Consider the following 22,470-nt stretch of genomic DNA (forward strand, 5'->3'; position numbering starts at 1 on the left):
TGAGTCTTTTCCCTTAACCGCGTGGAGTCGCAGCGCTGGCCAGTTTCGCAGCCGCTTCAGGCGCGCCCTTGGCGGGGGCGACTTGAGGCAGGTTGCTGGCTTCCAGGGCTTGTCGTTGTTGCGCCAGGGCGGCGAGGGTTTCCTTGCTGGCCATCGGCACTACTTCAGGGCTGACCGGCGCGCCCGGACGGGCTCGCTGCAGACCCTTGACGATGATGGTGTCGTCCTTGTTCAGGCCGTTGCGCACAATGCGCAGACCTTCGATCTTCGGCCCCAGCTCGACGGCGCGGTACGCCGGCTTGTTGTCGGCGTCCATCACCAGCACGAACTTCTTGCCCAGGTCCGTACCCACCGCTTCGTCGTTGATCAGCACGGCGGAGTAGGTGCCGCTGCCCACCAGCTTCAGGCGCGCATAGAGGCCCGGGGTGTAGCTGCCGTCGCTGTTGTCGAACACTGCGCGACCGCGGATGGTGCCGGTCTGCGGGTTGACCTGGTTGTCGACGAAGTTCATCTGGCCCAGGTGTGGGTGGCCGTCTTCATTGGACAGGCCGAGGTAGACCGGGGTGGTCTGGCCGCGTTGGCCCTGGCGGGCGAGCTGGGTGTACTTGAGGTACACACGTTCGTCGGCGTCGAAGTAGGCGTAGACCTTGTCGGTGGACACCACGCTGGTCAGCGGGGTGACGTCGGCGGTCACCAGGTTGCCGGCGGTGATTTCCGCGCGGCTGACGCGACCGCTGATGGGCGCGCTGACCCGGGTGAAGCTCAGGTTGAGCTTGGCCACGTCCAGTTGCGCCTGGATCGCGTCGACCCCGGCGCGGGCTTCCTGGGCGGCGCTGGTGCGGGTGTCGGCCAGTTCGGCGGAAATTGCGTTGCTGGTCAGCAGGCGCTGGCCGCGCTGCGCTTCATTGGCACTGCGGGTGGCGGTGGCCCGGGCTTGTTGCAACTGGGCTTCCAGGCGGCGCACTTCGGCCTGGAAGGGGCGTGGGTCGATCTGGAACAGCAGGTCGCCTTTTTTCACCAGGGCGCCTTCGGTGAAGGCCACCTGATCGATCTGGCCGGAAACCCGTGGGCGGATCTGTACGGTTTCAGGCGCTTCGAGGCGACCGGTGAACTCGTCCCATTCGTTGACCGGTTGTTCCAGCACCTTGGCCACACTGACTTTGGCGGCAGGCATGTTGGCGGCCGTCTCCGGTGCCTTGCCACAGGCGCTCATCACCAGCACAGCCAATAATGCGAGAGGGAAGCGTAAGTGTTTGAGTGACTGTTCCATGGATCATCCGCCAATGTATTTGAGATGGGCGGATGATGCTCGGCAGGGGTTGTATCGCACGAATCGAATGAGCCGAAGGTAACTATCATTCGGAATGATATAAGCGCGATGAAAGCCCTCTAGCATGCACCTTTCGTTAGGGGGCTATCAATTCCTTAAATGGAATTTCATTGTTTCCGGGATTGCAAGGGTGGGGGAGGCCAGCATGGCAATGCTTATCACGGGCCATGGAGTATTGAATGGGGCAGTCAGGATTATTCCTCGAGAAAGGCTCCGCCTACCAACTGCCATAGGGGATGCCGTATTTCTCTATATAGCGTTTGGACTTCTCGCTGACCTTATAGGCGTAACGCCCATTGTTTTTTCCTTGGTCCGGTCCTAATGGCTCAACTTCTGCTTGGGCCCGGGCTACTTTGACAGGGTGACGGCATTCATCCCTTACCCACACCTGAACGATGCCGCCAGGGGCCAGGCCTAAATAGACTGATGCCATATAGCGGGCAGTCTGATGCGGAGTCTCCGGGCAGCGTCGGTTAGTCGAGGTCCACATGATTTTTCGGGCTTCTTCCGGGATATCGAGCCAGGCGCGATAAGTCTGTGGCTCTACGATGGATTGCCAGCGGACATAAATTCGCTTGGGAAGGTCTGCGCCAACTACCGATTTACCGTTGCCTCCAACTCCACCACTCCATCCTCTGGCCCACTCTTTGTCGTAACCCATGTCGCCACCCGCAGCGGAGCCGCCACCGGTACGAGTGAATAGTTTGCCGTTGACGTCCTCAACGGCGCTGTCCTCGACCCAGACCTTCATGTAGTACGGCTCGATGAAGCCAAGCTCCCACCAGGGATCTTTGGGGTCGTTTTTTCCGGATAGTGGGTCGGTCTGACAGCCAGTCAACAGCAGTGCGCCCAGCAGGGCGATGAACATTCTCATTACCAAAGCGTCCAGTCAGGTACGTGAGGGTGTTGCACGCGCACGGCATCTGCCGTGGGGGCGTTGATGTAGACGACTTTAAGGCTGCCGCCATCCTGTTTGCCAAGCGGGTGGTTCCAGTGAGCCGAGAGATGGATATAGCGCAGCTTGAGCATGGTCTCCTCGGCTGGAGTCGTACTGTAGTCACCAGCGACAAACCTGTCACAAAGCTTTTGAAGCTCCAATGGAATCACATACTCGGTTGTTTCTGGGATGTCCTCGAACTGCACACCGTTCTCCTTGGCCAGTTCATACATGACACGTAGATACACCTTCGCCAGCTTGTTGCTCATAGGTCTCTTGAGCTGTACACCGACATACACACGCTTTTGTCGTAAGCCGAGGCGGTCCTGTGAATCCTGCGGTAGAACCATCGGTTCAGGTGTGATGATTTCCAGCCATTGTTCGGGCCAACCCTCGGCTAACCAGCGTTTTCTTGTCTGTACCGCTTCCCGATAAATCGAGGTCTGGGTCACATCAGTATTGATCGGCACCTCCAGCACCTGCATCGGGCTGACCAGTACACACTCCTGCACCTCATCCAGATAGCCGCCACCGATATCCGAATGCGCACCGGGTAGGGTTATCTCCACATGGTCGGGTTTGACCCGGCTCAGGGCAAAGTTGGCACGGTACTCGTCGCGTGCGACCAGTTGGACCACCGAGCGAAAGTAGCGACGGTCGAGGTGCAGCTTGATGCCCGGGGCAATAGCGCTGCGTACGTTACCCAGATTACTCACGCCGGCAACCGACGGAACTGTGTCGAACAGGCCGATAAAGCCCATGTCGACATCGTGGCCGTACTGTCGATTGAAGTTAGGGCTGAAGGCCTTGGAGTGGTCGTGCAGAATCAGTTCAAGCGGCCCCAGCCAGCGTACGACTTCATTGGCAAAGTGCCGGGCTGCTGCGGCGCCTCGGCTAAAGCCGAAAGTATCGAAGGTCAGCGAAGTAATCTCACCTTCGGGATTATCTTCGTGGACTTCACGGATACGTTCCTCAATGGCACGAAATGCTTTCCGCACGCATCCAGATATTCCTGTGTCGCCACGCCCGGTGCCCGAGGTGATCAGGCTGTCTTTTTCACCTGCCTGCGTGCCGATCCCATCGATGTAGATTGAGCGATAGGCTAGCTTTTGAATTTCTCCACCTTCGACTTTCCGGTTGGAAAAGTACAAATCACTCAACCGCTTAACATTGCTCACATCATTCCCATAACTGCTCTCCGGGTCGCTCATATACGGCTTGCAACTGCCATCGATATCCCGGGCTTCAATAGGGTGCTGGGCACCGCAAATCTGACCCATAGCCGAGTTACTGGCGTTATTGCCGGTACCGTCGAAGAACACCCCGATGCGCAGCGCCACCTGGACCTTTTCGGGCGGTGGCGCAGGTTCCTTGGCGTACTTTTCGTATTGGGCCCAGAGCTGTTCGCCGTAGCTGGGCTGGTCGGTTTCTGCTGCGCGTTCGGTGGGCCGCTGGTTGGGGGTGGCGGGCCGTAGAAGGTTGGGCATCGGCCCGGGTCCGTTGCTGGCCATGGGTGGTCCTGGTTCAGGCGAAAGGGGCGCTGGAAACCGTACCGGGAATGGCGGGGCAAGGATTTAGGAGGATTCTGCAAGAGGCTGAGCAGGGGCTGATTCTGTTGTAGGGCTGATGCACAGAATTCCCAAATAGCCAGAGAGTTTTTTGCTCTCTAGCAACCACAAAAATCATAATTTCGGCATTTCCCGCCTTCTCCCAGAATGCGTCCTACACCTCCCACGGCTGCCTGCGTGGGATCACTCAACAGGGCGCAGACATGACAACCCATAAAACAACAATCGATACCCTTGTAGTGGGCGCCGGCCAAGCCGGCGTGGCCATGAGCGAACACCTGAGCCGCCTGGGCGTGCCGCACCTGGTGCTGGAACGCAACCGCATCGCCGAAGCCTGGCGCACCGGCCGCTGGGATTCGCTGGTGGCCAACGGCCCGGCCTGGCACGACCGTTTTCCCGGACTGGAATTCGCAGGCCTGGACCCCGATGCCTTTGCCGGCAAGGACCAGGTGGCCGACTACTTCGAAACCTACGCGCGCAAATTCAACGCGCCGATCCGCACCGGCGTCGAAGTCAGGAAGGTGGTGCGTAACGCCAACCGCCCGGGCTTCACCGTGGATACCAGTGAGGGTGTGATCGAAGCCCGGCAGGTGGTGGTGGCCACCGGTCCGTTCCAGTACCCGGTGATCCCGCCGATGGCCCCGCAAGATCAGCGCGTGCTGCAGATGCACTCGGCCGCCTACCGCAACCCGCAACAGCTGCCCGAAGGCGCGGTGCTGGTGGTGGGGGCGGGCTCCTCGGGGGTGCAGATCGCCGATGAGCTGCAACGCGCCGGCAAGCAGGTCTACCTCTCGGTCGGGGCCCATGACCGTCCGCCGCGGGCCTACCGCAACCGTGATTTCTGCTGGTGGCTGGGGGTGCTCGGCGAGTGGGATGCCGAGACCATGCAGCCGGGCAAGGAGCACGTGACCATCGCCGTCAGCGGCGCCCGTGGCGGGCACACCGTGGACTTCCGTCGGCTGGCCCACCAGGGCATGACCCTGGTCGGCCTGACCAAGGCCTTCGATAACGGGGTGGTCAGCTTCGAGGCCAACCTGGCGGAGAACATTGCCCGCGGCGACGAAAACTACCTGGCGCTGCTCGACGCCGCCGATGCCTACATCGCCCGCAACGGTTTGGACCTGCCGGAGGAGCCCGAAGCCCGGGTGATGCTGCCGGACCCGCCGTGCCTGAGCCAGCCGCTCCTCGAACTCGACCTGGCCAAGGCCGGCGTCGGCACCATCATCTGGGCCACCGGTTATTCGGTGGACTACAGCTGGCTGCAGGTCGATGCCTTCAAGGACAACGGCAAGCCCCGCCACCAGCGCGGCGTGTCCAGCGAGCCCGGGGTCTATTTCGTCGGCCTGCCGTGGCTGTCGCGCCGCGGCTCGGCGTTTATCTGGGGCGTATGGCACGACGCCCGGCATATCGCCGAGCACATCGTCAAACAGCGCCTGTATTTCGACTACCGCGACGCCGCGCAGCGTCAAGCCGACCGCGAATCCTCCATTGAATCCACCAGCCTCATGGGAGCCCGCTGATGCCTACTCATACCCGCATCCGCATGTTCAACACCAAAGACACCTATCCGAACCAGAGCCTGGACAACGACCTGTGCCAGGCCGTGCGCGCCGGTAACACGGTGTATGTGCGCGGCCAGGTCGGCACCGACTTCAATGGCCAGCTGGTCGGCCTTGGTGACCCGCGGGCCCAGGCCGAGCAGGCTATGCGCAACGTCAAGCAGCTGTTGGAGGAGGCCGGCAGCGACCTCAGCCATATCGTCAAGACCACCACCTACCTGATCGACCCGCGTTACCGCGAGCCGGTCTACCAGGAGGTCGGCAAGTGGCTCAAGGGCGTGTTCCCGATCTCCACCGGGCTGGTGGTCAGCGCCCTGGGCCAGCCGCAGTGGCTGATGGAAATCGACGTGATCGCGGTCATCCCCGAATAAGGAGCTCGCCATGACTTTCTCCATCGTCGGCCGCTGCGCCGAAACCGGCCAGTTGGGTATTGCCATCAGTTCCTCAAGCATCGCCGTCGGCGCTCGTTGCCCCTGGCTGCGCAGCGGCGTGGGCGCGGTGTCGAGCCAGAACATCACCTTGCCAGCCCTCGGCCCCCAGGTGCTCGACGGCCTGGGCGAAGGCCTGGCACCCGCGCAGGCCCTGGACCAGGCACTGACCCGCAACGGCTACAGCCAGTACCGCCAGGTGGCGGTGGTGGATGCCCAGGGGCGCACGGCGGTGTTCAGCGGCAATCATGCACTGGGCATCAACAATGCGGTGGCCGGTGAGCAGTGCGTGGCGGCCGGCAACCTGCTGGCCAACAGCACAGTGATCGAGCACATGGTCGAGGCCTTCGAAAGCAGCGAAGGCTGCCTCGCGGCGCGGCTGCTCAGCGCGCTGCAGGCCGGGCAGGACGCTGGGGGCGAGGCGGGCGCGGTGCATTCGGCGGCGCTGTCGGTGGTCGGCGAGCTGGTCTGGCCGATCGTCGACCTGCGGGTGGACTGGGCCGAGGCCAATCCCATCGGCGAGTTGCACAAGCTCTGGAGCGCCTACGAGCCGCAGCTGCAGGACTACCTGACCCGCGCCCTCAACCCGACCCTGGCGCCGAGCTACGGAGTGCCGGGCGATGAGTGAGCTGCGCAGCCGCGCCTTGCTGGCCAGGCTGGTGGGCTTTGCTACGGTCAGCCGCGATTCGAACCTGGCCTTGATCGAGTTCGTCCGCGACTACCTGCACGGCCTGGGGGTGAGCTGCGAGCTGATCTACAACGCCGAGCGGACCAAGGCCAACCTGCTGGCCAGCATCGGCCCGGCGGTGGAGGGCGGCGTGGTGCTCTCGGGCCACACCGACGTGGTGCCGGTGGATGGCCAGCCGTGGACGGTGGAGCCCTTCAGCCTGACCGAGCGCGACGGCAAGCTCTACGGGCGCGGCACCGCCGACATGAAAGGCTACCTGGCCTCGGTGCTGGCCGCGGTGCCGCTGTTTCTCGCAAGCCCGCTGCGCCGGCCGGTGCACCTGGCGTTTTCCTATGACGAGGAGGTCGGTTGCCTCGGCGTGCGCAGCCTGCTGGAAGTGCTGCCACAGCGCATTCCGCAACCGGCGCTGTGCCTGATCGGCGAGCCCACCGAGCTCAAGCCCGTGCTTGGCCACAAGGGCAAGCTGGCCATGCGTTGCCATGTGCACGGCGCACCGTGTCATTCGGCCTATGCGCCTTATGGGGTCAACGCCATCGAGCAGGCGGCGCGGCTGATCGGCCGGCTGGGGGAGATCGGCCAGCGCCTGGCCGCGCCCGAGCATCACGACGCCCGTTTCGACCCGGCGTTCTCCACCCTGCAGGTCGGGGTGATCCAGGGCGGCACGGCGCTGAATATCGTCCCGGCCGACTGCCGTTTCGACTTCGAGGTGCGCGCCTTGCCGGCCTTCGAGCCCCAGGCGGTGGTGGACGAACTGCAAGGCTACGCCGAACAGGAGCTGTTGCCGGCGATGCAGGCGATCAAGGCCGACACGGCGATCCGTTTCGAAGCGATCTCGGCCTATCCAGGTTTGGCGACTGCTCCTGAAAGCGCCGCCGCGCAACTGGTGGCGCAACTCTGTGGCAGCGCGGCCTTCAGCACCGTGGCCTTCGGCACCGAGGGCGGGCTGTTCCATCAGGCCGGGATTGCGGCGGTGGTCTGCGGTCCCGGCAGCATGGACCAGGGCCACAAGCCGGACGAATTCGTCAGCGTCGAGCAGATGGCGGCCTGTGACCGGCTGATGGACCGCCTGGCCGAATACCTCTGCAACCCTTCATGACAACTCATAAGAACAAGGAATCCGCGGTGAAAGATTTCAACGAGTGGACAGCCCTGGCGCAACGGCAACGCCTGATCGACAGTGCCTTTATCGACGGTGAGGCGTGCCAGGCCGAGAGCGGCGCGCGCTTCGATGTGATCAACCCGGCCACCGAGAAACGCTTGGCCCAGGTGGCCGCCTGCGGCGAGGTCGAGGTCGACCGGGCCGTGCGCAGCGCCCGTCGTGCCTTCGAGCAGGGCCCCTGGGCGAGGATGGCGCCGAGCGAGCGCAAGGCGATCCTGCTGCGCCTGTCGCAGCTGATGCTGGAGCACCGCGACGAACTGGCCTTGCTCGACTCCCTGAGCATGGGCAAGCCGGTGATGGATGCCTGGAACATCGACGTGCCGGGCGCCGCCCAGGTGTTCGCCTGGTACGGCGAAAGCCTCGACAAGCTCTATGACCAGGTAGCGCCGAGCGCCAGCAATGTCCTGGCGACCATCACCCGGGTGCCGCTGGGGGTGATCGGCGCGGTGGTGCCGTGGAACTTCCCGCTGGACATGGCCGCCTGGAAGCTGGCCCCGGCCCTGGCCGCCGGCAACAGCCTGGTGCTCAAGCCGGCCGAGCAGTCGCCGTTCTCGGCCCTGCGCCTGGCGGAGCTGGCCATCGAAGCCGGCATTCCCAAAGGTGTACTCAACGTGGTGCCGGGCTTGGGCGAGGAGGCCGGTCGTGCCCTCGGCCTGCACATGGACGTGGATGCCCTGGTGTTCACTGGTTCCACCGAGGTGGGCAAGTACTTCATGCAATACGCCGCGCAATCGAACCTCAAGCAGGTCTGGCTGGAGTGCGGCGGCAAGAGCCCGAACCTGGTGTTCGCCGATTGCCAGGACCTGGATCTGGCGGCCGAGAAAGCCGCGTTCGGCATCTTCTTCAACCAGGGCGAAGTCTGCTCGGCCAACTCGCGCCTGCTGGTGCAGCGCTCGATCGCCGACGCGTTCATCGAGCGCCTGGTGGCCAAGGCGCGCCAGTGGCAGCCGGGCAATCCGCTTGACCCGGCGAGCCGGGCAGGGGCCATCGTCGATGCGCGGCAGACGCAGCGCATCAAGGGGTACATCGAACAGGCCCAGGCCGAGGGCGCGCAACTGGTGTGCGGCGGCCGGCAACTGAGCTTCGACGGCTCGAGCAACTTCATCGAGCCGACCATCTTCGCTGACGTGACCGCCGACATGACCCTGGCCCGCGAAGAAGTGTTCGGCCCGGTGCTGGCGGTCACGCTGTTCGATGACGAAGACCAGGCGGTGGCCCTGGCCAACGAGCACATCTATGGCCTGGCCGCGTCGCTGTGGACCGACGATCTCAATCGCGCGCATCGGGTGGCCCGGCGGCTGAATGCCGGGACGGTGTCGGTGAATACCGTCGATGCGCTGGATGTGACGGTGCCCTTTGGCGGCGGCAAGCAGTCGGGTTTTGGCCGCGACCTGTCGCTGCATTCCTTCGACAAGTACACCCAGCTGAAGACCACCTGGATTCAACTGCGGGGCTGAGGGCCCGGAAAGCGGCACCGATCTTCCGAAAAATAAAACAACAAGACGGAGCACCCGATGAACAGCAATGCAAGCGTGCAAACCGGCGCCCTGGCGCCGCCTGCGAGTCGCAAGAAACTCGGCCTCACCGCGCTGTTGGCGGTGGCCATCGGCCTGGTGGTTTCACAAGGCGTGATGGTGCTGATGCTGCAAGGCGTCGGCATTGCCGGCCTGGGCTTTATCGTGCCCCTGGGCCTGGCCTACCTGCTGGCCCTGAGCTACGCCTGTTCGTTCTCCGAACTGGCGCTGATGATCCCCCGCGCCGGCAGCCTGAGCACCTACACCGAGGTCGCCATCGGCCAGTTCCCGGCGATCCTGGCGACCTTTTCCGGCTACGTGGTGGTGGCGATGTTCGCCCTGTCGGCCGAGCTGTTGCTGATGGAATTCATCATCGACAAGGTCTACCCGCACTCCATGCCGCCGCTGACCGTGGCCCTGGGGGTACTGGCGCTGTTCACTGTGCTCAACCTGTTCAACATCGACATCTTCGCCCGCCTGCAGACGGTGCTGGCGGTGGTAATGACTGTGGTGTTGCTGGTGATGGGCCTGAGCGCGATGAACAGCGACATAGTCGCGCCCAACCCGACGCTGTTCGACAGCGCGCATTGGAATCCCCTGGGCCTGGGAGTGATCGCCCTGACGGCGATGGCGGTCTGGGGTTTTGTCGGCGCCGAGTTCGTCTGCCCGCTGGTGGAAGAAACCCGGCGCCCGGAGCGCAATATCCCCGGCTCGATGATGCTCGGCCTGACCATCATCTTCGTGATCATCAGCCTGTACGCCCTGGGCGCCTTGCTCACCGTGCCCCAGGCGGAACTGGCCAGCAACGGCCTGCCGCATTACCTGTTCGCCACCACGGTGTTCGGCGAGGCCGGCAAGGTGTTCCTGGTGACCGCCGCGATCACCGCCACTTGCAGCACCCTCAACAGTTCGCTGGCGGCGATCCCGCGCATGCTGTTCGGCATGGCCCGCAACGGCCAGGCCTTCGGCGTGTTCAAGCGCCAGGGCAAGCGCACCGGCGCGCCCTGGGTGGCGGTGCTGTTCATTGCCGCGGTCACCGGCCTGCCGTTGCTGCTGATGCACGACCATGCCGACGCGATCAACCAGTTGCTGCTCTCGGCGGCCTTGGCCTGGTTGCTGGCCTACATCATCACCCACGTCAATGTCATCGCCCTGCGCCGGCGTTACCCGCAGGTGGCGCGGCCGTTCCGCACGCCGTTCTACCCCTTGCCGCAGCTGTTCGGCATCGCCGGCATGCTGTTTGCGATCTGGAACGTATCGCCCAGCCCGGAGATGACCTTTTCGATTTTTGCCTACGCAGGTCTCGTGCTGCTGATCGTCTCGATCATCGCCGTGCTGTGGATCAAGGGCGTGATGGGCAAGCCGCTGTTCAAGCCGGAGCCGCTGGCCAGCGTGCTCGGCACCCTCGATAAAAACCCGCAAGGAGACTCGCAATGACCGTTCAAGTGAAACCCGTCCGCAGCACCGGCGACTACCAGGCCGCGGATGCCGCGCACCACATTCATGCGTTCCTCGACCAGAAGGCGCTGAACGCCGAAGGGCCGCGGGTGATCGTCCGTGGTGAAGGCCTGGCGCTTTGGGACAACGACGGCAAGCGCTACCTGGACGGCATGTCGGGCCTGTGGTGCACCAACCTCGGCTACGGCCGCAAGGACCTGGCCGCCGCGGCCAGCCAGCAGCTCGAGCAGCTGCCGTACTACAACATGTTCTTCCACACCACCCACCCGGCGGTGGTCGAGCTGTCGGAACTGCTGTTCAGTCTGCTGCCCCAGCACTACAGCCACGCGATCTACACCAACTCCGGCTCCGAGGCCAACGAGGTGCTGATCCGTACCGTGCGCCGCTACTGGCAGATCCTCGGCAAGCCGCAGAAGAAGATCATGATCGGCCGCTGGAACGGCTACCACGGCTCGACCCTCGGCGCCACGGCGCTGGGCGGGATGAAGTTCATGCACGACATGGGCGGGGTGATCCCGGACGTGGCGCACATCGACGAGCCCTACTGGTTCGCCCATGAAGGCGACCTGACCCCGGCCGAATTCGGCCTGCGCGCAGCGCGGCAGCTGGAAGAGAAGATCCTCGAACTGGGCGCCGAGAATGTCGCCGCCTTTGTCGCCGAACCCTTCCAGGGCGCCGGCGGCATGATCTTCCCGCCGGAAAGCTACTGGCCGGAGATCCAGCGCATCTGCCGCCAGTACGACGTGCTGTTGTGCGCCGATGAAGTGATCGGCGGGTTCGGCCGTACCGGCGAATGGTTCGCCCACCAGCACTTCGGTTTCGAGCCCGACACCCTGTCGATCGCCAAGGGCCTGACCAGCGGCTACATCCCCATGGGCGGGCTGATCCTGTCCAGGCGCATGGCCGAGGTGCTGGTAGAGCAGGGCGGGGTGTTCGCCCACGGCCTGACCTATTCCGGCCACCCGGTGGCGGCGGCGGTGGCCATCGCCAACCTCAAGGCCCTGCGCGACGAAGGCATTGTCAGCCGGGTCAAGCAGGACACCGGGCCTTACCTGCAGCGCTGCCTGCGCGAAGTCTTCGACAACCACCCGCTGATTGGCGAAGTGCAGGGCGCCGGGCTGGTGGCGGCCTTGCAGTTCGTCGAAGACAAGGCCAGCCGCAAGCGCTTCGCCAACGAGAACGACATGGCCTGGCGTTGCCGCACCCTCGGCTTCGAAGAGGGCCTGATCATCCGCTCGACCCTGGGCCGGATGATCATGGCTCCGGCCCTGGTGGCCAGCCACGCCGACATCGATGAACTGGTCGACAAGACCCGTACCGCCGTAGACAGGACCGCCCGCGAATTCGGTCGCCTGTAAGCCCAAAAGTGGCCGGCGCGTGCGGGCGCGTCGGCCTATTAGAGGAACCGCTTCATGTCCAGATCCTTGCGTTGCTGTGTTCCCTTTGCCCTGGCCCTGTTGTGCACCGGCGTTGCGGCCGCACCCCAGAGCCTCACCGTCATCTCCTTTGGCGGTGCCACCAAGCAGGCCCAGGACAAGGCCTACTTCCAACCTTTCACCGCCAGCGGCGCAGGACGCGTGGTCGCCGGCGAATACAACGGGGAGCTGTCGAAAATCAAGGCCATGGTCGATGTCGGCCATACCAGTTGGGACGTGGTCGAAGTCGAAAGTCCGGAGCTGCTGCGCGGCTGTGACGAAGGCTTGTTCGAACGCCTCGACCCGGCGCGCTTCGGCGACCCGGCGCAATTCGTGCCGGGGACCCTGAGCGAATGCGGGGTGGCCACCTATGTCTGGTCGATGGTCATGGCCTACGACCAGGACAAGCTGGCCAAGGCGCCGACCTCTTGGGCGGATTTCTGGAACGTCGCCGACTTCCCCGGCAAGCGCGGCTTGCGCAAGGGTGCCAAGTACACCCTGGAAATCGCTTTGCTCGCCGACGGGGTCAAGCCGGACCAGCTGTACCAGGTGCTGGGCACTCCCGAGGGCGTGACCCGGGCGTTCGCCAAGCTCGATCAGATCAAGGGCAATATCCAGTGGTGGGAGGCGGGCGCGCAGCCGCCGCAATGGCTGATCGCCGGCGATGTGGTGATGAGCGCGGCCTACAACGGCCGGATCGCCTCGGCGCAGAAGGAAGGCATGAAGCTGAGCATCGTCTGGCCGCAGAGCCTGTACGACCCGGAGTACTGGGCGGTGGTCAAGGGCACGCCGAACAAGGCGCTGGCCGAAGACTTCATCGCCTTCGCCAGCCAGCCGCAGACCCAGAAGGTGTTCTCCGAGGAGATCCCCTACGGGCCGGTGCACCGTGACGCGCTGGGGCTGCTGCCGACGGCGGTGCAACGGCAGCTGCCCACCGCCGAGGCCAACCTGGCCGGGGCACGGGCCGTGGACGCGGAGTTCTGGGTGGACCATGGCGAGGAACTGGAGCAGCGCTTCAACGCCTGGGCGGCGCGCTGAAACAGACTGACTGGGAGCGGGTAAATCCGCTCCTGGTAAGTTCGCCCCCTCAAGCCAGCCAGGCCTTGAACTGTTCCTTGCAGTAATCGACGAACAACTGCGCAGGCTTGGTCAGCTGCGCCCGTTTCAGCCAGCCGGCCACCAGCGCGGAACCGGTGACATCCTCGGCAATTTCCACACAGACCACTTCCTGGCCGTCATAGGTGCTGTTGCCATGGGGCCTGGTCACCAGCAAGGCAAAGCCGAACCCCTGACCGACCATGCCGCGCACCATCTCGATCGACGGCGAGCCGAAGACGATATTCGGCGTCAGCTGCAACTCCTCGAAGATACTCACGAAGTAGGTGCGGCTGGGCTGCACATCCAGCAGGATCATCGGCTCCAGGACCAGGTCGCGCAGCGATACCTGGGCCTGCCCGGCAAAACGGTGCCCGGCCGGCACCAGGGCATAAGGCCGTTGCGGTGCCATCAGTGCCTCGGTCTCGATGGTGCTGTCCAGGTCGTGCTCGTAGAAAATCGCCAGGTCGAAGCGCCCGCCGGTCAAACCCTGCACCAGCTCCTGCTGCTCGCCGTCCTGCAGGCGGATCTCTACCCCGGGAAAGCGCTGGCGAAAACCGGCGATCAGCCGTGGCAGGTAGAGCGGGGCGACCGTCTCGAAACAACCGATATCGATCTGCCCGCACACCACGTCATTGTCGGCCAGGGCGTTCTGCTCGAACTCATGAGCCATGCGCAGCAGCTCCTGGGCCTTGCGGTAGAAACGCGCGCCGCCGGGCGTCAGGGACACGCCCTGGGCGTGATGACGGATCAGCAACTGCACGCCAAAGCTGTCTTCCAGGCCCTTGACCGCCGTGGAAATCGACGGCTGGGCGATATACAGCTTGCGCGACGCCTCGGCGACGCTGCCACATTCGACGGTGGTGACGAAGTACTTCAATTGACGCAAGGAATAGGACGCCACAGTGCACCTCTGGCTGATTGTTTGGCTCCACGATACCCGCTCCGCAGGCCGGCGCTGCAGCGGATTTTGCTGGGTAGTGGGCATATTTTTCCTGGGTACCAGCAAGTGGTTTTCAGTGTGCCGGTGTCGTTGGCAGGCAGGGAGGGCTTGTGCTTTACCCATGACACTGACAAGCGCCGCCTGGACATGTAGGACTTTTACTTCAAGGTGGGTAGGAGAACTACGGGTATGCTGGTTATATATCCAGTATTTTCGGGCGATTCCTCTGCCAGCGCGATGCAGAACGAAAAATGGGTGCGTGGACAGAAAATCCAGCTCGGTTAATTTGAAGACCTCTCCTTTGGAAAGGGAGAGTTTCTTAAATCAATGGAGCAATAAACATGAACCAACCACAAACCCAATCGCCGCTTCGCCATGGTCGCGTCACATCCCCAGCCTCCCGCGGCTCAGTCGCCATCGACCTGGGCCTGCTGGGCGGCTGGCAGGTCAATGAAATGGAAGGCGGCAAGAACTTCCCGGCCCTGGCTGCAGGTCCGTTCCCCGCACCGTTCGACACGGACAACCCAAGCGTCGCGCCGCCGGCCGATGGCTTCATCCTCAGCGGTGGCAAGGCCGATGCCCGGGACTGCGTCAACTTCACCGATGAGGAGATGAGCAAGAAGCTCGGTCGCGCCTTCACCTGGCCGCTGCTTAACGTCGACCCCGGCCAGATCTTCAAGGTGACCTGGCAGTACACCGCGCCGCATACCACCCGTGGCTATCGCTGGCTGATCACCAAGGACGGCTGGGATCCGAAGCAGCGCATCAGCCGCGCACAACTGGAGGCCAAACCTTTCGCCGAGGACTTCTATCCGCAGGTGCCTTACTACAGCCATGCCGGCGAATTGAAGGCCAAGGTCGATCACGAAGTGAAACTGCCGGCCAATAAAAAGGGACGTCACGTGATTGTCCTGATGTGGATCGTGGCCAATACCGGCAACGCCTTCTATCAGGCCTTCGACGTCGACTTCAAATAAGTCTGCGGATTGTCCAAACGTTCTGAAGGATTAGAACATGTCAAAGATTGACTTTACCCAACTGAAAACGACGCAGGATGATGCCGCGTCGCGGATGCCGAGCCTGGATGGCAAGAAAATCCTCATGGGCTACTGGCACAACTGGCCGGCCGGCCCCGCGGATGGCTACCAGCGCGGGCAGTTTGCCAATATGAACCTGGAGGATGTGCCCCGGGACTACAACGTGGTGGCCGTGGCGTTCATGAAAGGCAGCGGCATTCCGACGTTCAAACCGTACAACCTGTCCGATGCCGAGTTTCGTCGCCAGGTGGGCGTGCTGAACAGCCAGGGCAGGGCGGTGCTGATGTCCCTGGGGGGCGCTGACGCTCATATCGCATTGAACCCGGGCCATGAACAGCCCCTGGCCAATGAAATCATCCGTCTGGTGGAAACCTACGGCTTTGACGGGCTGGACATCGATCTTGAACAGAGCGCGATTGATTTCGCCAGCAACAAGACCGTCCTGCCTGCCGCGCTGAAGCTGGTCAGGGCCCACTATGCTGCCGAGGGCAAGCATTTCATCATCAGCATGGCACCGGAGTTCCCCTATCTGACCACTGCCGGTCGATACGTCGACTACCTCAAGGCGCTGGAGGGCTACTACGACTTCATCGCGCCGCAGTTCTACAATCAGGGCGGCGATGGCCTCTGGGTTCAGGAGGCCAACAACGGCAAGGGGGCCTGGATTGCCCAGAACAACGATGCCATGAAAGAGGACTTCCTCTATTACCTGACCGAAAGCCTGGTGAGTGGCACTCGCGGTTTCACCAGGATTGCGGCTGACAAATTCGTCATTGGCCTGCCCGCCAACGTCGATGCCGCTGCCACCGGATACGTGATCAACCCGACGGCCGTTTCCAATGCGTTCAAACGCCTCTATGCCAAAGGGTTGTCGATCAAGGGCCTGATGACCTGGTCGGTCAACTGGGACAGCGGGGTCAACAAGAACCACGTGCCCTACAACCAGGAATTCAGCCGGCGCTACGGGCCGTTGATCAACGGTGGCAAGCTGTCCCCCTCGACGCAGGAGGACTCCCACCCGCAGAGCGCCCACTAGCGCAGGATCGAGGAGACATCCGGCAGACGTGCCTGATGCTCGACAGTCAAGCCTATTGACTTGATCGCTGAGGCTAAGCAATGAAAATCCGATGCCGGAAGGCATCGGATTTTTTGCATATGAGGCCTTCAGAGGCTATCCGGATCCGCTGGTCCTGGCGACAGGCTTGCGCAGGCGTTCAACTGATGAAGATGATCTTCGACACCAGCTCTGCGCTGTTCTTGGCCTGAAGCTTCTTCATCAGCCGGGCGCGGTGGACTTCCACGGTGCGGTGGGAAATGCCCAGCTTGCGCGCCACTTCCTTGCAGGTCAGGCCATTGACGATATGCAGCGAGATCTCCCGTTCGCGCGGGGTCAACTGGATCATTGGCGCCGGCTGGCGGTCCAGGCGCTCGAAATGCCAGACCATCAGCTTGAACGGATCCTCGGCCGTCAGGGAAAAACCGTGGGCGCGGGCCCAGAACACCTCGCCGTTGCGATGCTGCATGAAACGCTCGTCGGAGTAGAAGGCGCCAGGCCCGTTGCGCAGCCAGTGCTCGCTGCGCTCGCCGATGCTCTGGTAGTCGGCCTGGGAGGGGTACAACAGGAGGGTCAGGTGGCCCTGCAAGTGTTCGCGTTCGTAGCCGAACAGGCGAACGAAGGCCTGGTTGCAGTCGAGCATCCGGCGATGCCCGGTGATCATCTGTGGTGCGGGGGAAACCTGGAAGGCCAGGCGCTCGAGGTCCTGGAATTGCTGGGCGTATGGGGTCATCAGGCATCCTGCCTCGGGTTGATCGGCGCGTCCCTTTTTTTGGGGGGCGGGTACTACTTACTGCCGTACGTAGTTGCCCCAACTAGCGTCTGATTCGGGTGCTGAATCATTGTATGGAATACCCGCTTCAAGGACAGAAGAAAATCACCATGACCCACGATTCCGTATCCATCGTCGCTGCCGCCCATAGTCCTTTCGGTCGCCTGGACGGCCTGAACCTCGAGGACCTGATCGTCCAGGTTACCCGCGAGGCCCTGGCAGACGCTGAGATCGATGCCGCAGAAATCGACGCGCTGTTTCTCGGCCACTTCAACTCTGGCCTGGTAGCGGATGGTTTTCCCGCTTCGCTGATGCTCCAGGCCGACCCGCAACTGCGCTTCAAGCCTGCCACTCGCTGCGAGAACGCCTGTGCCTCCGGCTCGGCGGCGATCCAGGCCGGGATCAACGCGATCCGCAGCGGCGCCGCCGAACTGGTACTGGTGGTCGGCGCGGAGAAAATGACCGGCAACAGCACCGTCGAAGTCACCCGGGCCCTGGCCGGCGCCGGCTACCAGAACGCCCTCCAGGAGGCCGGCCTGAGCTTCGCCCAGCTTTTTGGCCAGGTGGCGCAGCAGTATGCCGAGCGCTACCACAGCCCATTGTCCTCGATGGCCATGATCGCGGTGAAGAACCACGCCAATGCCATGGCCAACCCCCTGGCGCAGATGCACCGGGTGATGGATTTCGAACACTGCAACAACGTTTCCCAGGGCAACCCGCTGATCGCACCGCCACTGCGCCTGACCGACTGTTCGCTGATCAGTGACGGTGCGGCGGCGATCATCCTGGCCTCGCCGCGGCGCGCTCGTTCGATGCGACGCCAGGTGGCGATCCGCGCCATGACCCAGGTGAACGACTTCCTGCCCTTGTCGCGCCGCGACGTGCTGGCCTTCGAGGGGCCGAAACGGGCGATCCACGGGGCCCTGCGCCAGGCCGGCGTGACCCTTGGCGACCTGAGTTTCGCCGAGGTGCACGACTGCTTCACCATCGCCGAACTGCTGATCTACGAAGCCATGGGCCTGGCGCCCAGGGGTGAGGGGCACCGGGCCCTCGACGATGGCACCGTGCGTCAGGGTGGACGCCTGCCGGTGAACCTGTCCGGCGGGCTCAAGGCCAAGGGGCATCCGGTGGGGGCCACCGGGGTATCGATGCATGCCCTGGGCTTTGCCCAACTGATCGGCAAACCCATCGGCCTGGGTGTGCCCGGCGCCGAGTTCGGCTTGCTGTTCAATATGGGCGGCATGGCGGTGGCCAACTACGCCAGCGTCCTGCAAGCGGTCAAGGCCTGAGGATGAACATCGCCCACTGGCTGCGCGATGCGGCCCAGCGCTGGCCGCGGCGGGCGGCGCTGTTCGAGGGACGTCGCCAGGTCGCCGACTACCAGGCGTTTGCCGCGCAGGCCCGGGCCCGTGCCCTGCAACTGCGCTATGAGTACGGCATTGTGCCTGGCGACCGGGTGGCGTTGCTGCTGAAGAACAGCTGCGGTTATCTCGAACTCTTGTATGCCATCTGGTGGAGCGGGGCGGTGGCGGTTCCGATCAACAGCAAGCTGCACGCCCTGGAAGCCGCCTGGATCGCCGGCAATGCCGGGGCCCGGCTGATCTACACCGATGAGGGCCAGAGTTTCGACGCCGCGGCCCTGCCGGCCGGCTGCCGCGAACTGGCCGCGCCCGGGCTGGCCGTGCAAGACCGGGTGCCGGGCGATGAACTGGTGGAGCCGCACCTGCGCGAGGACGCCGACCTGGCCTGGCTGTTCTACACCTCCGGCACCACCGGGCGCCCCAAGGGCGTGATGCTGTCCCATGGCAACCTGATCGCCATGTCCTTGTGTTATCCGCTGGACGTGGATCCGGTGGCCGCTGATGACGCCGTGGTCTATGCCGCGCCGATGTCTCACGGCGCCGGCCTGTACAATTTCATCCATGTGCGATGCGGCGCCCGGCACGTGGTGCCGGCGTCCCAGGGGTTCCAGGCGGCGGAGCTGTTCGAGCTGGCGCAGGCGCTGGGCCAGGTCAGCCTGTTTGCCGCGCCGACCATGGTCAAGCGCATGGTGGAGCAGGCCCGGCAGCAGGGCTATTGCGGCGAAGGGATCAAGACCATCGTCTACGGCGGCGGCCCGATGTACCTGGCGGACCTTGCCCAGGCCCTGGACACCTTCGGCCCGCGCCTGGTGCAGATCTACGGCCAGGGCGAATGCCCGATGACCATCAGCGCCCTGTCTCGGGAGGCCATTGCCGACCGCGGGCATGCCGACTGGCCGGCCATTGCCGCCTCGGTCGGGCGTGCCCACGCCTGCGTCGAGGTGCGTGTGGTGAATGCTGCAGGCCAACCCCTGGGCACCGGCGAACCTGGGGTGATCGCCGTGCGCGGGGCTGCGGTGATGCAGGGTTACTGGGACAATCCGCAAGCCACCCGGGAGGCCCTGGTGGACGGCTGGCTGCTCACCGGCGACATAGGTTTCCTGAATGAGCAGGGCTACCTGACCCTGACCGATCGCAGCAAGGATGTGATCATCTCCGGCGGCAGCAACATCTACCCGCGGGAAGTCGAGGAAGTGCTGATCCGCCACCCCGAGGTGTTCGAAGCGTGCGTGGTGGGGGAGGCCGACCCGCATTGGGGCGAGTCGGTGGTGGCCTTCGTGGTCCTGCGTTCGCCCGGCAGCCTCGATGCGCAGGCGCTCGAGCGCTGGTTCCTGGCGCGCATGGCCTCGTTCAAGAAACCGAAGAAGTACCTGTTTTGCGCCGAGCTGCCGAAAAACAGCTACGGCAAGATTCTCAAGACCCGGTTGCGCCAGTGGTTGCAGGACCCTACCGGGCCCTTGAGCAACCTCTGAAACGCTGCATTTCATGGATAGCACCAAGACAGGAGTCCCCACCATGGGCGTGTCACCTTCCAACTCCCAGCGCCAGCGGCGCCGGGCCTTTATCGGCGCCACTTCCGGCCACTTGATCGAGTGGTACGACTATGGCGTCTACGGTTTCCTGGCCCTGTACATCGGCAAGGCCTTCTTCGTCTCCGACGATCCCACCAGCAGCCTGCTGGCGAGCTTCGCGGCCTTTGCCCTGAGCTTCTTCATCCGGCCCCTGGGCGGCCTGTTCTTCGGCCCCCTGGCCGACAAGATCGGCCGACGCAAGACCCTGATCACGGTGCTGGTGATGATGGCCGGCTCCACCTGCCTGCTGGGCCTGTTGCCGACCTACGCCAGCATCGGCATCGCCGCGCCGGTGATCCTGGTGCTGATCCGCTGTGTGCAGGGGTTCTCCGCCGGTGGCGAGATCGGCACCATCACCAGCTTCATTTCCGAATACGCCGGCCCCGGGCGTCGGGGGTTCGCCACCTGCTGGCTGATGGTCACCGCCGTGCTCGGCCTGCTCCTGGGCGGCGCCGTGGCCAACGGCATGACCTGGGTCCTTGGCGCCGAGCTGATGCAGGAGTGGGGCTGGCGGATCCCGTTCCTGATCGCAGGTCCCCTGGGCTTCATCTCGCTGTATATCCGCCTGAAGCTGGAGGACAGCCCGGAGTTCCTGGCCCTGGTGCAGGCCGGGCAGACCTCCAAGGCGCCGCTGCGCGAGGTCTGGCAGTGGAAGCGCTCGATCGCCCTGGTGTTCTTCATCATCACCCTGCACAGCTCGATCTTCTACCTGGTGCTGACCTTCGCCTCGACCTACATGTCCAACACCCTCAAGTTCGACAGCGGTACCACCTTGCTTTATGTGTTCGTCGCCAGTCTCTCGGCGGCGGTGGTCATGCCCTTCGGCGGCGCCTTCACCGATCGCTACGGGCGCAAGCCGTTCCTGATGGTGATCGGTACCCTGGCGACCCTGGCCATGTACTGGTTCTTCAAGGCAGCGCCCAACGCCACCCCGGCCACCTTGTTCTGGCCGCTGATGGCCGTGGCGATCCTGTTCGGGCTCTACGCCTCCTCGACCTACGCCCTGATGAGCGAGCTGCTGCCGACCCGCATCCGCTCCACCGGCATCGCCGTGGCCTACAACGTCCCGGTGGCGGTGTTCGGCGGCAGCGCGCCGCTGATTTCCACCTGGCTGATCAAGCTCACTGGCGACATCACCGCGCCCTGGTACTTCTACGTGGCGACCGGGGTCGCGTCGCTGCTGGCCCTGGTAGTGCTGCGCAAGGAGGACTTCGTCGCCTGTACCCACGACGCCCGGCACCAGGGCAGCGGGGCGGCGCCACTCCTGGTCAATCCGCAAGCTTGAGCCCGCCTGTCGGCGCCGGCCCCGACTGACTGGCGCGCGTCGCGGCCTTTCGGCAAGGACACCGGTAGTGGTTAATGGTGGGCAATGGCACCGGGCGGCTCGAACAAGTGCATGGCTGCAACGCTCGGTGTCAGCCCGGAAACAGAAAAGTCCCGCGAGCGGCCAGTCAGGACTGGCCGCTTTTACCTATGGCAGAGGATCCGGTTTATGGATCAAAGACTGTCCGGGTCCCCGAAGAACATCTGAATCCGCGAGCGCAACCAGCGTTCGCCCGGGTCGTTGTCCTGGGAGCCGCGCCAGGCCATGTGCAGTTCGAAGGACTGCACCGGCAGGGGCGGGTCTTCGGCGCGCACGCCGCCGGCGGCGGTCAGGGCGTCGGCGGTGTAGTCCGGCACGGTGGCGACTATGTCGGTGCCGGTGAGCAGGGTGCTCAGGCCGTTGAACTGCGGCACCGCGAGCACCACGTGACGCTTGCGCCCGAGTTTTTCCAGCTCTTCATCGATAAAGCCACTGAGGTCGCCGGCGAACGACACCAGGGCGTGGGGGCGGGCGCAGAAGTCGTCGAGGCTCAGGGCGCCGGGCATGGTGTCGGCCCGCAGCAGCTTGGGCAGGCTGCGGCGCAGCACCTTGCGCTTGGCGTTGGCCGGCAGGTCCTGGGTGTAGCTGACGCCGATGGAAATCTCGCCGGAGGCCAGCAGGGCCGGCATCAGCAGGTAGTTGGCGCGGCGCACCACCAGCACGATCCCCGGCGCTTCGGCGCGCAGACGCTTGAGCAGCATCGGCAGCAGGGCGAATTCGACGTCGTCGGACAGGCCGATACGGAACACCGCGGTACTGGTCGCCGGGTCGAATTCGGCGGCGCGGCTGACTGCGGTGGAGATCGAGTCGAGGGCGGGCGAGAGCAGGGCGAAGATTTCCACCGCCCGGGCCGAGGGCTCCATGCTGCGCCCGGTGCGCACGAACAGCGGATCGTCGAACAGGCTGCGCAGGCGCGACAGCGCCGCACTGATGGCCGGCTGGCCGAGGAAGAGTTTCTCCGCCGCCCGGGTCACACTGCGTTCATGCATCAATGTTTCGAACACGATCAACAGGTTCAGGTCGACACGACGCAGGTCATTACGATTCATCTTGAGTCCTGGCAGAGTCAGCAAACTTGACGAGAGCGACCATATGAGAACAATGGCCGGCATGAATCTTACGGGGAAAGGCTGCTACTCTGCACCGGCTAATTGTTTTTTCCTGTAAGGAAGCCTGCACTCTGGCACGCTGTTTATCGTTGTTGCAGGTGCCGCGGAA

Annotated in this window: 18 protein-coding genes and 1 pseudogene; 13 read left to right on the forward strand and 6 right to left on the reverse strand. The window is 63.9% G+C overall.

The window, feature by feature from the left end; genetic code table 11:
• Window positions 1–13: 13 nt before the first annotated feature.
• From mexE to ACTJKT_RS26565, 3 genes are all read right to left on the reverse strand, one after another.
• Window positions 14–1,270, reverse strand: coding sequence for a multidrug efflux RND transporter periplasmic adaptor subunit MexE (gene mexE, locus ACTJKT_RS26555; RefSeq protein WP_097303714.1), 1,257 nt, complete (start codon window positions 1,268–1,270; stop codon window positions 14–16).
• A gap of 277 nt (window positions 1,271–1,547) precedes the next feature.
• Complete coding sequence (locus ACTJKT_RS26560) at window positions 1,548–2,204, reverse strand: DUF2931 family protein (protein WP_440789169.1); 657 nt, start codon at window positions 2,202–2,204, stop codon at window positions 1,548–1,550.
• A complete protein-coding gene (locus ACTJKT_RS26565) occupies window positions 2,204–3,778 on the reverse strand; it encodes a phospholipase effector Tle1 domain-containing protein (protein ID WP_440789170.1) in 1,575 nt (524 codons plus the stop codon). Before ACTJKT_RS26565 ends, ACTJKT_RS26560 begins: the two co-directional genes overlap by 1 nt.
• A gap of 260 nt (window positions 3,779–4,038) precedes the next feature.
• On the opposite strand from ACTJKT_RS26565, the gene ACTJKT_RS26570 reads away from it, so the two are divergent.
• From ACTJKT_RS26570 to ACTJKT_RS26605, 8 genes are read left to right on the forward strand one after another with little or no spacing between them, the layout of a single operon-like run.
• The gene (locus tag ACTJKT_RS26570) at window positions 4,039–5,355 is read left to right on the forward strand and encodes a flavin-containing monooxygenase (RefSeq protein WP_440789171.1); all 1,317 of its coding nucleotides are present in this window, start codon (window positions 4,039–4,041) and stop codon (window positions 5,353–5,355) included.
• Window positions 5,355–5,765, forward strand: coding sequence for a RidA family protein (locus ACTJKT_RS26575; RefSeq protein ID WP_007924833.1), 411 nt, complete (start codon window positions 5,355–5,357; stop codon window positions 5,763–5,765). Before ACTJKT_RS26570 ends, ACTJKT_RS26575 begins: the two co-directional genes overlap by 1 nt.
• 10 nt (window positions 5,766–5,775) lie before the next feature.
• Window positions 5,776–6,450 (forward strand): DUF1028 domain-containing protein, encoded by a 675-nt coding sequence (locus ACTJKT_RS26580; RefSeq protein ID WP_440789172.1) that lies wholly within the window; start codon window positions 5,776–5,778, stop codon window positions 6,448–6,450.
• Window positions 6,443–7,606 (forward strand): acetylornithine deacetylase, encoded by a 1,164-nt coding sequence (gene argE, locus ACTJKT_RS26585; protein WP_440789173.1) that lies wholly within the window; start codon window positions 6,443–6,445, stop codon window positions 7,604–7,606. The genes ACTJKT_RS26580 and argE overlap by 8 nt, the downstream gene beginning before the upstream one ends.
• Window positions 7,603–9,126 (forward strand): aldehyde dehydrogenase, encoded by a 1,524-nt coding sequence (locus tag ACTJKT_RS26590; RefSeq protein ID WP_440789174.1) that lies wholly within the window; start codon window positions 7,603–7,605, stop codon window positions 9,124–9,126. The genes argE and ACTJKT_RS26590 overlap by 4 nt, the downstream gene beginning before the upstream one ends.
• A gap of 57 nt (window positions 9,127–9,183) precedes the next feature.
• Window positions 9,184–10,620, forward strand: coding sequence for an APC family permease (locus ACTJKT_RS26595; RefSeq protein WP_025808705.1), 1,437 nt, complete (start codon window positions 9,184–9,186; stop codon window positions 10,618–10,620).
• Entirely contained in the window at window positions 10,617–11,999 is a 1,383-nt protein-coding gene (locus ACTJKT_RS26600; RefSeq protein ID WP_440789175.1) for an aspartate aminotransferase family protein, read from the forward strand. Before ACTJKT_RS26595 ends, ACTJKT_RS26600 begins: the two co-directional genes overlap by 4 nt.
• Before the next feature lie 54 nt (window positions 12,000–12,053).
• Window positions 12,054–13,094, forward strand: coding sequence for an ABC transporter substrate-binding protein (locus tag ACTJKT_RS26605; protein WP_440789176.1), 1,041 nt, complete (start codon window positions 12,054–12,056; stop codon window positions 13,092–13,094).
• Window positions 13,095–13,143: 49 nt separating this feature from the next.
• On the opposite strand, the gene ACTJKT_RS26610 is transcribed toward ACTJKT_RS26605, so the two are convergent.
• Window positions 13,144–14,055 (reverse strand): LysR substrate-binding domain-containing protein, encoded by a 912-nt coding sequence (locus ACTJKT_RS26610; RefSeq protein ID WP_097303703.1) that lies wholly within the window; start codon window positions 14,053–14,055, stop codon window positions 13,144–13,146.
• 380 nt (window positions 14,056–14,435) lie between these two features.
• On the opposite strand from ACTJKT_RS26610, the gene ACTJKT_RS26615 reads away from it, so the two are divergent.
• Window positions 14,436–15,071: a lytic polysaccharide monooxygenase auxiliary activity family 9 protein gene (locus ACTJKT_RS26615; RefSeq protein ID WP_440789177.1), complete on the forward strand. Its 636-nt coding sequence runs from the start codon at window positions 14,436–14,438 to the stop codon at window positions 15,069–15,071.
• A gap of 37 nt (window positions 15,072–15,108) precedes the next feature.
• Window positions 15,109–16,119 (forward strand): annotated as a pseudogene (locus ACTJKT_RS26620) (chitinase); the annotation flags it as partial.
• Window positions 16,120–16,345: 226 nt separating this feature from the next.
• Here ACTJKT_RS26620 and ACTJKT_RS26625 read toward each other — a convergent pair.
• Window positions 16,346–16,918: a LuxR C-terminal-related transcriptional regulator gene (locus tag ACTJKT_RS26625; RefSeq protein ID WP_063431158.1), complete on the reverse strand. Its 573-nt coding sequence runs from the start codon at window positions 16,916–16,918 to the stop codon at window positions 16,346–16,348.
• 149 nt (window positions 16,919–17,067) lie between these two features.
• Between ACTJKT_RS26625 and ACTJKT_RS26630 the strand changes: the two genes are divergently transcribed.
• The 3 genes from ACTJKT_RS26630 to ACTJKT_RS26640 are packed head-to-tail and all read left to right on the forward strand — an operon-like array spanning window position 17,068 to window position 21,174.
• Window positions 17,068–18,246, forward strand: a complete 1,179-nt coding sequence (locus ACTJKT_RS26630) for an acetyl-CoA acetyltransferase (RefSeq protein WP_025808712.1) — start codon at window positions 17,068–17,070, stop codon at window positions 18,244–18,246.
• A gap of 2 nt (window positions 18,247–18,248) precedes the next feature.
• Window positions 18,249–19,790: a class I adenylate-forming enzyme family protein gene (locus ACTJKT_RS26635; protein ID WP_440789178.1), complete on the forward strand. Its 1,542-nt coding sequence runs from the start codon at window positions 18,249–18,251 to the stop codon at window positions 19,788–19,790.
• 43 nt (window positions 19,791–19,833) lie between these two features.
• Window positions 19,834–21,174 carry an MFS transporter gene (locus ACTJKT_RS26640; RefSeq protein ID WP_440789179.1) on the forward strand — a complete coding sequence of 447 codons (1,341 nt, stop codon included), beginning with the start codon at window positions 19,834–19,836 and terminating at the stop codon, window positions 21,172–21,174.
• A 212-nt stretch (window positions 21,175–21,386) separates the two neighbouring features.
• On the opposite strand, the gene ACTJKT_RS26645 is transcribed toward ACTJKT_RS26640, so the two are convergent.
• Complete coding sequence (locus tag ACTJKT_RS26645; protein ID WP_097303695.1) at window positions 21,387–22,301, reverse strand: LysR family transcriptional regulator; 915 nt, start codon at window positions 22,299–22,301, stop codon at window positions 21,387–21,389.
• Between the last annotated feature and the right edge of the window lie 169 nt (window positions 22,302–22,470).

It is taken from the genome of Pseudomonas sp. 22526, assembly GCF_052044735.1.
Taxonomy (GTDB): domain Bacteria; phylum Pseudomonadota; class Gammaproteobacteria; order Pseudomonadales; family Pseudomonadaceae; genus Aquipseudomonas; species Aquipseudomonas piscium.

Excerpts from the sequence above, each read along its gene's own strand:
- ACTJKT_RS26590 (WP_440789174.1), top strand. The coding sequence starts at position 7,603 with ATGACAACTCATAAGAACAAGGAATCCGCGGTGAAAGATTTCAACGAG.
- ACTJKT_RS26560 (WP_440789169.1), bottom strand. The coding sequence starts at position 2,204 with ATGAGAATGTTCATCGCCCTGCTGGGCGCACTGCTGTTGACTGGCTGT.
- argE (WP_440789173.1), top strand. The coding sequence starts at position 6,443 with ATGAGTGAGCTGCGCAGCCGCGCCTTGCTGGCCAGGCTGGTGGGCTTT.
- ACTJKT_RS26575 (WP_007924833.1), top strand. The coding sequence starts at position 5,355 with ATGCCTACTCATACCCGCATCCGCATGTTCAACACCAAAGACACCTAT.
- ACTJKT_RS26625 (WP_063431158.1), bottom strand. The coding sequence starts at position 16,918 with ATGACCCCATACGCCCAGCAATTCCAGGACCTCGAGCGCCTGGCCTTC.
- ACTJKT_RS26600 (WP_440789175.1), top strand. The coding sequence starts at position 10,617 with ATGACCGTTCAAGTGAAACCCGTCCGCAGCACCGGCGACTACCAGGCC.
- ACTJKT_RS26595 (WP_025808705.1), top strand. The coding sequence starts at position 9,184 with ATGAACAGCAATGCAAGCGTGCAAACCGGCGCCCTGGCGCCGCCTGCG.
- mexE (WP_097303714.1), bottom strand. The coding sequence starts at position 1,270 with ATGGAACAGTCACTCAAACACTTACGCTTCCCTCTCGCATTATTGGCT.
- ACTJKT_RS26605 (WP_440789176.1), top strand. The coding sequence starts at position 12,054 with ATGTCCAGATCCTTGCGTTGCTGTGTTCCCTTTGCCCTGGCCCTGTTG.
- ACTJKT_RS26640 (WP_440789179.1), top strand. The coding sequence starts at position 19,834 with ATGGGCGTGTCACCTTCCAACTCCCAGCGCCAGCGGCGCCGGGCCTTT.
- ACTJKT_RS26565 (WP_440789170.1), bottom strand. The coding sequence starts at position 3,778 with ATGGCCAGCAACGGACCCGGGCCGATGCCCAACCTTCTACGGCCCGCC.
- ACTJKT_RS26580 (WP_440789172.1), top strand. The coding sequence starts at position 5,776 with ATGACTTTCTCCATCGTCGGCCGCTGCGCCGAAACCGGCCAGTTGGGT.
- ACTJKT_RS26645 (WP_097303695.1), bottom strand. The coding sequence starts at position 22,301 with ATGAATCGTAATGACCTGCGTCGTGTCGACCTGAACCTGTTGATCGTG.
- ACTJKT_RS26570 (WP_440789171.1), top strand. The coding sequence starts at position 4,039 with ATGACAACCCATAAAACAACAATCGATACCCTTGTAGTGGGCGCCGGC.
- ACTJKT_RS26630 (WP_025808712.1), top strand. The coding sequence starts at position 17,068 with ATGACCCACGATTCCGTATCCATCGTCGCTGCCGCCCATAGTCCTTTC.
- ACTJKT_RS26635 (WP_440789178.1), top strand. The coding sequence starts at position 18,249 with ATGAACATCGCCCACTGGCTGCGCGATGCGGCCCAGCGCTGGCCGCGG.
- ACTJKT_RS26615 (WP_440789177.1), top strand. The coding sequence starts at position 14,436 with ATGAACCAACCACAAACCCAATCGCCGCTTCGCCATGGTCGCGTCACA.